The organism is Flavobacterium xanthum, assembly GCF_900142695.1.
In the GTDB taxonomy this organism is placed as follows: Bacteria; Bacteroidota; Bacteroidia; order Flavobacteriales; family Flavobacteriaceae; genus Flavobacterium; species Flavobacterium xanthum.
The window spans coordinates 1-10,061 of sequence record NZ_FRBU01000063.1 but is presented as its reverse complement, the minus strand read 5'-3'; the positions used below and the strand labels follow the sequence as shown (position 1 = coordinate 10,061).

Here is a 10,061-nt window from a genome sequence, read left to right as displayed (position 1 = left end):
CTCAAACAAGATGGGATAATTTATCGGCATACCTATTAGATGGTAACTTGCAAATAGATAATAATCTGGTGGAAAATGCAATCAGACCAGTGGCCCTGGGTAGAAAGAATTATCTTTTTGCCGGATCGCACGATGCTGCTCAAAGAGCGGCTATGGCCTATACCTTTTTTTCTAACTGCAAAAAGCATAACGTAAATCCTTTTGAGTGGCTAAAATATACCCTTGAGAATATCCAATCTATAAACCACAAGAATATTAAAGACCTGTATCCCCACAATTACAAGCAGCTAGCGGAATCTAAACCATTGTAAAATTACGCTCCTATCATTAATCTTATTGAACTAAACAATATGTAGTTGCTCGGGTGGATACGTAGCAAAAGAATTAGTATTTTCAGTATTAGTTTTGAATAATACACATTTTTTACAACACTGTTCAATTAGTTTAAAATGTTCACTAGAACTTTTCTTTATAAATTGAAAAGCGTTAGATAACGGTACTATATTTTTCTCGAAAAGTTCTGCATCAATTTTAATCTCATCATTACTAATTAAATTGCCTGAGGTTGTTCTAAAAATGTCTTGAAATAATTTCAAAGGATATTTTAGTACCTCGATATTTGTATCATCAACTATTGTAATAGATTCGAAAGGCCTTTTTTCTCCTTCTTTAAAGTAACCCAATACTGGTATATATGCTATTCCCTTTGTATTGAATAAAAACTTGATTTCTAATTCTCCTTTTTCAATAAAGTAACCCTGCATAATCTCATTCAACATTTCAGGAGGAAATAAGTTCTCATTCTTGGAATTAAAATAAGCAAATATTAGGGGCTCTAAGAATACATTTTCATCATCAAAATCAACTTTTTCTAGCAAAGAAGGGTTTTCTTTATAAATAAGGAGTTTGATGGTATTGCTAATATCGATTTGATTTAATTCTGTATTTAAAAAAATAGTATTATTCTTAATTTTTTAATTCATTTTTTATAAAACCATCAAAATTTTCTCTTTTAATTTTAAAAATTTTCTCAATGGATAGTAACAACTCTTCATCTGTTTTACCTGAATTCATTAATTCTAACAGTGCTTCTTTCCCATATTTTTTTAATGAAAGATCACATAACAAAGTGCCTATTGTGTACCATAATGAAGTTGTATCATCTAAAACATATTGTTCTGATTCTTTAAATAGTTTTTCGTACACATTTAATTCATTATCATTCAAGTGATTTTTTAATTTTTTAATATGATCTTTAAATTCAACTCCTTTAGAACCTCCAAAATAAGTTGCTATTCCTTCATCTATTATTTTATGTATTTTGGAAAAGTATTTAAATGTATATAAATGAACTACTTCATGTGGATAAAATTCCGAATTGTTTCCTGCGAAAATTATATTATCCGCAGGGAAAGTTTCCCCACCAATTTGATTTTGGTCAACCACCATGTTATCAAAATCAAAACCCCTTATCCTTTTAAAATGATTCATATCTCTACACAAAAAATAAGTGAAATTTATAGTCTCTCTTTCAAAAAACAAACTCATTTTTTCATTAAAATTGACCATTTTTTTTGCATTATTATGATTGAAAACATATCCATCATATGTTACATACGTGATTTCGTTTACATTAAAAATTTTAAAATCTTTAACATTAAAATCTAAAACATTCTCAAATAGTATTTTATTATTATTTTTAATTGCTATGAAGTTATAAATGGCATAAAGATTACCGTAATCATAACTGCTTTTAATCCAAGCAATTTTAACTAAACTTCTTTTATCATCAATACTATTAATAGCTAGAATTGTAATTTTATGATTTTTTGCATTCTTAATGATATCCAAAATATCAGTTTCTGGATGTTTAAAGAATTTACTTTCAACCCATAAAGTAGAATTGTCACTATTATTTAAAGGGAGGTTAATAAACTCATAAAATTTATCCAAGACAGCAGTTGAATTATTTTTTTTTAAAGTATAATTTAAAAAAAAATTATTTTTTTCCTGAGAGTAACAAGAAGAACTCCATCCGATAAATATTAAAAACAATAATTTCATAATAATTTTTTAAAAATAAAAGAGGCTATCTCAAAAGACTGGATAGCCTCTCTTTTTATCCTTTTTATTCGTTTCCATCAGACAAAAATATTTTGAAATTTAAAGACTGATGTTTACTTTTGAGATGGTCTCTTCTTATAGTCTAACCTCTCGGTAAATAAAGCGTGCCATCAGACCCAACTGTTGGAGTAGTATCCTTAATCGTGGTAGGTGTTTCTTTAGGTGTACATGAACCATTATGACATTCAGGTAATAAACCACCTGTAATTTGTCCCATGAGCTCTTCTGAAGCTATTCCTTGTGCTCTTTCTTTTAGAGCGTCTAAACTTAATTTCATAATTTTAATTTTATGGTTAAATAATTTATTTTTTTAAAATCATTCCCGAACATTCTTCATAAAATTATCCACGTGCACTTGGCTTCTAAAACAAAGAATGTAAGAAGATTCTACATCGAAAATATAACTAAGAAATGGAATGCAGACACAGAGATAGCAACCTTTAACAAACAAGGTAGTTTTTAAGCAAAACATGTTAAAATTTAATGGAAAAGTATTAGATAAACCCTTGTTTAATGGCTTCTTTCACGAGACCTGTCTCGTCCGTAACTTCAAAAGCCTTTTTCATGCGGATGATCCGTTTTTGAATGGTACTTGTAGTAAGATATATAATACTTTCTAACTCTTTTATTTTAAACCCCTTTGATAAATATAAAAGTATTTGACGGTTATAATCTTCAATCATTAATTCCTTTTTCCATATTTCATTGATGCATTTTTTTACAATTGTGCTATAGTATTGCTCCCCTGCGAAAATAGCTGTTACAGCTTGTTGCAACTTTTGAGGTGTAACGTCATTTTTTATCATAAGTCCTTCAGGTCGAACTTTTTTAACTATATCATAAACAATGATAACTTCGGTATGGGCAGTAATCATTATAATTTTACAATTAGGCATCATTTCTCGTATATAAATGGCTAAATCACTGCCAGATAAGATAGATTTTGCCTCATAACTCGGTAAACCTTTATCAATAATGGCTATATCAAATAATTTTTTTAGAGATAATTTTCTTAACAAAATAGCATAAGCATCTTCACAATTATAAGCTTTTGTAAAAATGGGGTTACGCAATCCAAAAGGAGTTTCTAAAAGAGCATTACTATATCCTTCTACAGTCATCGGATGGTCATCTACTAAAAAAATATTCATGTATTGGATTATTTAACTTTAACAAAATAGGTTGTTTTTCTGCAACAAAAGAATGTACAGTTGTTTAGCTTGCAATACTCTTATTTTAGATATACAATATGCGTTTTTCATTTCTCCTTATTGACGATAACACCAACAGAATTAAGGAAACTTTAGAGCTCTTCGAAAATTTTCCAAATTATTTTTGTGCTGGAATTATCAAAGATAATCAAACTGCAATAAATCAAATTATAAAAGTAAAACCACAACTCGTATTGAAAAGAATTCCTGTCAAATCTAGTGAAGGAAATTTATCATTTACAACCATATCAGAACTATTCCAATATGTTGACACAGTGCCCTATTTTATAGGCCTGGCTTCATCTCCAGATTATGCCCTGGAAGCTGTTCAATCGGGATTTTCCGATTATATAGTAGACCCATTGCTCTTGCATCAATTAGGAAAAAGTCTTTTTAGGTTTGAAAAAAGAAATCCACCTGCGAGCATCACAACTATTTGCATTAAATCCTATAGCGATTATCAATTTGTGGCGCTACAGGATATTGCCTATTTAAAAGCGGACAACAACACAACAGACATTCAATTATACAATGGCAAAACCGTGAATGCTTATAAGACTTTAAAGCATTTTGAGAATACTCTACCATTCCATTTTTTGCGGATTCATAAAAGTTATATCGTTAATATTAATCATGTTTCGCGCATTCATTTTAGCAAATCAAAATGCTACCTTAACTACAATGAAATTCTTCCCTTCTCACTAACATATAGGGATAATATTGATGCCATTATCAGAAAAACAAATATTTAGTGCTGATAAATAATCTGCTTTACTCTGTATTGAAATAATATCTTTCACAAAATACAAGGTTTCACCATTTAGATTCACTCTTAAACTATTGTACTAATCTAGTTCACTATAACCCCAAAAAAACAGAAAATAACACGGTTTTTTACCCGTTAATTTGCCCCAGTTATAGCGCAACAGAAGCTTCTAAATAAATATTGAGAATGGGGAAAATCTGCCTTTATACAGTGTCATTCTCAATATTATCAGAATAGCTACTTCCCAGCTTTTCTTAAAAAAAGGTACTCCATTTTGGAATCGTACCAGTATAAAATTTTCTAATTTTTAAACACTTTTTATGAAAAAGCTATTAATTGCTACCGGCTGTATTTCAGCTATAATCTTAATGTCATCATGCACAGCAGATAATCTCGAATCTGTTGAAAACGAAAATTCAAGTAATTACAATAAAATTTCTATATCGGCAACTGCTGAGGTCACTCCTCCTCCTCCTCCATTAATAGATGACAGAGATAAAACGAAGTTTTAATTTTTACCTAAAAACCAGATAATGAAAATTATCTGGTTTTTAATATTTATTTTTGGTGAAATAAATACTAATTATTTCTATCCAAATTGAAAACAAAATTTAGAATTATCTTTCTTATAAATTTATTTTTACTGATTTTCTCTTGTCAGAAAAAAGAAAATATTGAAAATGGAAATCGAGTTAAGCAACTTTTAAATAATTTTGATTTATCATTATCAAAAGACAATCACAAAGAAAAAGAATTAGATACCATTTCACTATATTTACTAAAACAGGAAAATGATTCAATAATTAGAAATTTACTTTTTAAAGTTGCCAATAAGTACTATGAGTTAAATGAAAATGACAAATATCTAAAATTAACAAAAAAAGTTACAGAGTTAGCATTAAAGCAAAAAGACACATCTCATATCGCTAAGTCATTGTGTTTTATGGGAGAATATTATGAAAAAAATGCACAATTAGACAGTTCATTTAGCTATTATAGTCAATCCGAAAAACTCTATAGAAACTTAAAAGATACGTTGAATTCAGGAAGAACAGCACTTTACAAAGCTGGCGTTATATTTGATTCGGGTAACTTCACCGAAAGCGAAATTGGAGCTATAAACGCTTTAAAATTACTTTCGAAAACTAACAATACTAGATTAGTTTACGAGAGTTATAATTTACTTGCACTTTCATTAAAAGAATTAAATAATTTTGAAGAGTCTTTAAAATATTTTGATCTGGCTTTGAATCAATTACAACGACTTGAAAACGAAGATTATACCAAGGCTAAATTAATTAAATCTAGAATATCATGTTTCAATAACATAGGTAGAGTCTACGAAAAGCAAAAGAATTATAAAGAAGCAATACTCTACTATGAAAAAGGTTTGGCATTACAGGATTTAAAGCTTAACTATCCAAAATCATATGCAATGTTACTGGACAATATGGCTTATTCAAAAATGAAGGAAGGAGACTATAAAGATATTGACAAACTGTTATTTGAGTCCTTAAAGATTAGCGACAGTATGGATATAGCTCAGGGTATTGTATCAAGTAAAATTAACATTGGAGAATATTATTTATATAAAAATGATACGATCAAAGCATTATCTTACATCACAGAGGGTTTTAAACTAGCTAAAAAAATTGAAGCTGGTCCTTTTATAATAAGATCTTTAAAATTGTTAACGGAAAATGATTCCAAAAACAAAATCTATTACTCCAATTTATACATTAAGGTAAATGACAGTATTCAAAGTGTAGAAAGAATAACTCGAAATAAATTTGCAAGAATAGCCTATGAAACGGATCAAATAGAGGAAAAAAATGAAATTCTATCTAAGAAAAATACCAAAATTATTCTTGGTTCTGGAATTGTTATAATTTTATTAGGGGGTGTTTTTGCTTTATATCGTCTAAAATCGAAAAACAAAGAGTTACTATTTATTAAAGAACAGCAAGAAGCAAACGAAAAAATATATCAGCTGATGCTGGCACAGCAATCTGAAACGGAACAAGCAAGAAATGAGGAAAGAAACCGCATAGCAATGGAATTACATGACGGCATAATCAATAGCGTTTTTACTACCCGTTTTAATTTAATCCAATTAGAATCAAGTTCTCAAAATAAAAAACAGGAACTAATAAATGAACTTGAAAAAACAGAGCAAGAAATAAGAAGAGTTTCACATGATTTAACTCAAAATCTTCTTTTTGAGGATAAAAGTTTTCCTGAGATTCTAACTACCTTAGTCGATTCTCAACAAAACCAATACAATACTAAATTTGATCTATCTGTAGATAAATACATTGATTGGTCTGCCGTAAGGAGTGCCAACAAAATACATATTTATCGCATCATACAAGAAGCCATACAGAATAGCAATAAATACTCCCAAGCAAAAAGATGTTTCATAATGCTGCTAAAAACAGGAGATAAAATAACCATTCGCATTTGGGATAACGGTATTGGTTTTAATCCTGAAAAAGTAAAATACGGAATAGGGTTAAAAAACATCAAAGACAGGACTAAAATATTACAGGGTGAATTAAAAATTACTTCAAGTTCAGAAAATGGAACTACGCTAGAAATAGTCTTTTAATCAATCATTATCATAAATAAAACGTTCCATTTATACTTTTCCATCTAGGACTTCTCAGATTTTTTTTAACTTAATCCATAGTTACCTATAAAGACAGTACTAATTTTAACATCAAATTATCCTTAGGGAAAAACAAACAAAAATTACCTTATTGAAGGCTTGGCAATGTGATAAAAAAATTATAAAAATACTTCACAAAATTTATCAAAAAAACCGTCAAAGCGGTGAACGGCTTAAATTTAATTTTGGTAGATTATGCAGTACCTTTTAGCAAAATGGGCGGTACTTTTTTACGAGTATCATTGCTGATATTTTCATTAAAAAACAATACAGATACAATGAACCTGTCCGTATCTTCTTTGACTATGCTTATTTTCCAGTTTCCTGCTACATGCAAGGCTAGAATAGATTTAAAAAAATTGGTTTCCATAGTTTTACTGTTTAGTTTGTATTTCATCTCAATCACTAATATTCAAAAATTTATCATAAAGGTCTTGCCAATAGGCTTGCAGTTCTTTGTCAAACCGCTTGAATGCTTGCTCGGTATGGGCGAAATTTCTGAAATAGTCTGATTGTTTTAAGGCTTCGGGCAAATTGGTAACGGTTGTGTTTTCTCCGTCTTTATCTTCTACTTTCATCATGGTGAAAAGATTTTAAAGGACAGGCAGGATGTGTGCCTGTCCTGATTGGTCAATTAAGTACTAGTCCGTCAGAACCTTTATTGGCAAACTCCAAGCAAAGATTAAAAGCCGACTGCGTACGTATCTGACCTGTACCACCCATCAAAAGTGAGGTTAACTTGGCTTCATCATCCTTATAATTTCTGACATTTTGAAAATACCCAGTTACGGAATTATACGCTCCGAATACCGTTCCTTTTGTCGTATCCATCAATTGCGTAGGGTCGCTCATAGCATATTCGTAGGCACTATCAACCATGTTAGTAAAACAGGTTGAGAGCACCTCTTCCCTACCCTCCTGTATGGATTTCAATACTTCCTTATTGGGAACTAGAGCAGACTGTATCAATTTTTTTACTTCGCCGTCCGTAATGGGCACTTTTGTCCAATGATTGAAAATGGTTTCCAACTGTGCCGATAACATGTCGGATATCCCCATAACTTTGTGAGCCTGTTCCAAACGTTGTTTAGCATTAGAGGTATGACGAATGCGCACCGTATTGGTTTTGTTATTCATTGCTGCATTAAGGGTATTGGCGCATACGATGCGAATTGGTGTAAATGCGGCGGTTATGCTTCCGCTTCCATCATGTGAGGTAGAAAGGAAAAGATATTTTTCAATTAAATCGTCATTCCCCACCCGAATGTAATCAGGTAATTTTGCGGTTATAAAGATGCGTTCTCCTTTCCCCAAAGCTCCTGCAGTCTCATATAGGATTCCGTCACCGCCTACTATGCTGTCGAAAAAAGAAAAGGCATCTCTGTTTTGTACGATTTGATAGTCTTTGCCCACCACACCCAATACCGTATTGTTGTCCGTGCGTATGGTACTAAAGTAATTAGGTACTTCGATTTTGCTGTCCATGGTTTCATTGGTCAAATTGATTCCCTCTGAACTAGACGTAAACAACTTGCGTTTTTCTACTTCATAATCCAATCCTGCGAATTTAATTGCTTCTGCACTTTTGGGATAGTCCGAAATTATTTGCCCTAGATTGTACCAAGCTTTTTCCTTAACGCTGAAAAAACTGTGTTTCTCTGTTTGCTCGTTGTAATTTATATTATGTGCCATGATGTTAAAAATTTAAGTGATTAGTATATTGTTTGGATTAAAAAGGCAAATCGTCTGCTGTTTCAGATTTCTTCCTCTTTGCTATGGAAGACATCACACCGTTTTCTATTAGCTCGGTTTTTTTTGCAAAAGTCAAAATTTTGATGTTGTTGGTGTGAAACGTGAGGCTACTTATTGGTTTACCTTCCTGGTTGCAATACACATTCAACCCGATACGCCCAAACAATTGTACGAGTACTCCTTTTTTAAGCCACTCCGCTGTCTTTGCATTAAACCAATAAGAACAATTGATATAGGTAACGACTCCCTTTACCTCGGTACTCCCTCTGGGTTTATAATTGTCATTGATGGCAATACTAAAATTGACCACCTGTTTGTCGTTGCTCACTTTGTGAACAGTTGAATTTGCTGTAATTCTGCCTGCAATTTCCATAAATTTTAATTTTTAACGATTGCTATTATTTACTTTGTCTTTAACCCTCCGCTCTGCAAAAAATCTTTTCAAAACGAAAAAACTGGAAAAAAGAAAGCAAGAAATAAGTGGACTAAGGATGCGGAGCGCTATAAGTCCCAAAGGGTGGCGCAGCCATTATGCGCGTGCAGCATACGACGGACACTATCTTAGCTACCCTTTTAATCTGTTTCGAGTGGAAATTTGATTAAAACTTCTTAATAGAATTTAATTGGAATAGAATTCTACTGCAAGTATGAAACGGCGAAAAAACATAAGGCAGTTTTTGGTGTTCCTTGATTTAGGGCAAAGTGCTAACGGAGCCAACCCCGATGACTGTGCGAAGAGCGACACCGCTGAAAAAATAAAGGGCGACAGACATCATACGGCTGGAATGCAGTGGAGCGTAGCCTGTGGAGTAAAACGGAATGAAGCGGTATTGTGGATGTAGTAGCCCTGCCGAACTTAGGGTAGAGAACGTGTGAAGATGAGGAACGAAGCGGCGCAATGAAAATAACTGCTTATTTTCAAGCTGCTATTTTCATTGTGCTGCGTAGTGTCTGCGTAATGGAGGGAGGAGGCTTTTTCTGCCGACGACCGCCTGGAGCTGCCGAACGGAACAAAGAGAACGACCTAAGAGAGACCGATTGAAGTCTTTAGTGTTCTTAAAATTGGAGACACCTACAAAAGCAAATGCGGATACTTCCTATTCGCTCGATATATTATCACTAATTTTGTCTAAAACGATTTCAACAAGAAGAATTAATTAAATTAGGATTCAATGTCTTTAGCTACTGCACATGAAGGTTACGAGTATCAAGATTTGCTTACGGGCTATTTTATTTTAAACGAAATTTTTGAAGAAAGGGATGCTGAATTTATAATTGATAGAAAGGAATATGACAATGATAAAATAGATGACCTTCTTATTATTAATAAAGGACGTAAATTTAAAAAGCAGATTAAGTATAGTAATGCTGATTTCAATCATGTTCTTTCAAAACCAGATTTGTCAACTGATGGTACTTACAGTTTATCTTTAGACACCTTGTATTATGCTGCGACCTATTCGCGATGCAACTTTTTTAGAAACTTAAGATAGTTTTTTAAGTTTTCATTTCTATTTTCTAGGCTAAAATCGGAAATAAC

Annotated in this window: 13 protein-coding genes; 5 read left to right on the top strand and 8 right to left on the bottom strand. The window is 31.9% G+C overall.

All coding sequences use genetic code 11. The features are described 5' to 3' along the window. Window positions 1-311 (top strand): IS66 family transposase (locus tag BUC11_RS15855; protein WP_139259424.1); only part of this gene is annotated, 311 nt, incomplete at its 5' end. Between the two features lie 30 nt (window positions 312-341). Here the strand turns inward: BUC11_RS15855 and BUC11_RS15850 are convergent. The 4 genes from BUC11_RS15850 to BUC11_RS15835 all read right to left on the bottom strand — a co-directional run bounded on the left by BUC11_RS15850 (window position 342) and on the right by BUC11_RS15835 (window position 3,275). Continuing rightward, entirely contained in the window at window positions 342-878 is a 537-nt protein-coding gene (locus tag BUC11_RS15850) for a hypothetical protein (protein ID WP_073355633.1), read from the bottom strand. Window positions 879-966: 88 nt separating this feature from the next. Further along, window positions 967-2,064: a hypothetical protein gene (locus tag BUC11_RS15845; RefSeq protein ID WP_073355632.1), complete on the bottom strand. Its 1,098-nt coding sequence runs from the start codon at window positions 2,062-2,064 to the stop codon at window positions 967-969. Between the two features lie 142 nt (window positions 2,065-2,206). Further along, the gene (locus BUC11_RS15840) at window positions 2,207-2,401 is read right to left on the bottom strand and encodes a hypothetical protein (protein WP_073355630.1); all 195 of its coding nucleotides are present in this window, start codon (window positions 2,399-2,401) and stop codon (window positions 2,207-2,209) included. A gap of 217 nt (window positions 2,402-2,618) precedes the next feature. Further along, complete coding sequence (locus BUC11_RS15835) at window positions 2,619-3,275, bottom strand: response regulator (RefSeq protein ID WP_073355629.1); 657 nt, start codon at window positions 3,273-3,275, stop codon at window positions 2,619-2,621. A gap of 98 nt (window positions 3,276-3,373) precedes the next feature. Between BUC11_RS15835 and BUC11_RS15830 the strand changes: the two genes are divergently transcribed. The 3 genes from BUC11_RS15830 to BUC11_RS15820 all read left to right on the top strand — a co-directional run bounded on the left by BUC11_RS15830 (window position 3,374) and on the right by BUC11_RS15820 (window position 6,709). After that, on the top strand, window positions 3,374-4,087 hold the full coding sequence (locus tag BUC11_RS15830; RefSeq protein WP_073355627.1) for a LytR/AlgR family response regulator transcription factor: 714 nt from the start codon (window positions 3,374-3,376) through the stop codon (window positions 4,085-4,087). Window positions 4,088-4,421: 334 nt separating this feature from the next. Then, the gene (locus BUC11_RS15825; protein WP_073355626.1) at window positions 4,422-4,613 is read left to right on the top strand and encodes a hypothetical protein; all 192 of its coding nucleotides are present in this window, start codon (window positions 4,422-4,424) and stop codon (window positions 4,611-4,613) included. An 86-nt stretch (window positions 4,614-4,699) separates the two neighbouring features. Then, window positions 4,700-6,709, top strand: a complete 2,010-nt coding sequence (locus BUC11_RS15820) for an ATP-binding protein (protein WP_073355624.1) — start codon at window positions 4,700-4,702, stop codon at window positions 6,707-6,709. 253 nt (window positions 6,710-6,962) lie between these two features. Here the strand turns inward: BUC11_RS15820 and BUC11_RS17040 are convergent, their stop codons facing one another. Genes BUC11_RS17040 through BUC11_RS15800 form a run of 4 tightly spaced genes read right to left on the bottom strand, consistent with a single transcriptional unit; the run spans window position 6,963 to window position 8,894 of the window. Then, on the bottom strand, window positions 6,963-7,139 hold the full coding sequence (locus tag BUC11_RS17040) for a hypothetical protein (RefSeq protein WP_175547770.1): 177 nt from the start codon (window positions 7,137-7,139) through the stop codon (window positions 6,963-6,965). 28 nt (window positions 7,140-7,167) lie between these two features. Next, the gene (locus tag BUC11_RS15810; RefSeq protein ID WP_084129721.1) at window positions 7,168-7,350 is read right to left on the bottom strand and encodes a hypothetical protein; all 183 of its coding nucleotides are present in this window, start codon (window positions 7,348-7,350) and stop codon (window positions 7,168-7,170) included. Between the two features lie 49 nt (window positions 7,351-7,399). After that, on the bottom strand, window positions 7,400-8,461 hold the full coding sequence (locus BUC11_RS15805) for a DUF932 domain-containing protein (protein WP_073355621.1): 1,062 nt from the start codon (window positions 8,459-8,461) through the stop codon (window positions 7,400-7,402). A 37-nt stretch (window positions 8,462-8,498) separates the two neighbouring features. After that, window positions 8,499-8,894, bottom strand: a complete 396-nt coding sequence (locus tag BUC11_RS15800; RefSeq protein ID WP_073355620.1) for a single-stranded DNA-binding protein — start codon at window positions 8,892-8,894, stop codon at window positions 8,499-8,501. Window positions 8,895-9,693: 799 nt separating this feature from the next. Between BUC11_RS15800 and BUC11_RS15790 the strand changes: the two genes are divergently transcribed. Next, the gene (locus BUC11_RS15790; RefSeq protein ID WP_073355616.1) at window positions 9,694-10,014 is read left to right on the top strand and encodes a hypothetical protein; all 321 of its coding nucleotides are present in this window, start codon (window positions 9,694-9,696) and stop codon (window positions 10,012-10,014) included. Window positions 10,015-10,061: the final 47 nt, after the last annotated feature.

Coding starts and splice junctions, on each gene's coding strand:
- BUC11_RS15810 (WP_084129721.1), bottom strand. CDS start 7,350: ATGATGAAAGTAGAAGATAAAGACGGAGAAAACACAACCGTTACCAAT.
- BUC11_RS15840 (WP_073355630.1), bottom strand. CDS start 2,401: ATGAAATTAAGTTTAGACGCTCTAAAAGAAAGAGCACAAGGAATAGCT.
- BUC11_RS15825 (WP_073355626.1), top strand. CDS start 4,422: ATGAAAAAGCTATTAATTGCTACCGGCTGTATTTCAGCTATAATCTTA.
- BUC11_RS15835 (WP_073355629.1), bottom strand. CDS start 3,275: ATGAATATTTTTTTAGTAGATGACCATCCGATGACTGTAGAAGGATAT.
- BUC11_RS15790 (WP_073355616.1), top strand. CDS start 9,694: ATGTCTTTAGCTACTGCACATGAAGGTTACGAGTATCAAGATTTGCTT.
- BUC11_RS15805 (WP_073355621.1), bottom strand. CDS start 8,461: ATGGCACATAATATAAATTACAACGAGCAAACAGAGAAACACAGTTTT.
- BUC11_RS15845 (WP_073355632.1), bottom strand. CDS start 2,064: ATGAAATTATTGTTTTTAATATTTATCGGATGGAGTTCTTCTTGTTAC.
- BUC11_RS17040 (WP_175547770.1), bottom strand. CDS start 7,139: ATGGAAACCAATTTTTTTAAATCTATTCTAGCCTTGCATGTAGCAGGA.
- BUC11_RS15800 (WP_073355620.1), bottom strand. CDS start 8,894: ATGGAAATTGCAGGCAGAATTACAGCAAATTCAACTGTTCACAAAGTG.
- BUC11_RS15830 (WP_073355627.1), top strand. CDS start 3,374: ATGCGTTTTTCATTTCTCCTTATTGACGATAACACCAACAGAATTAAG.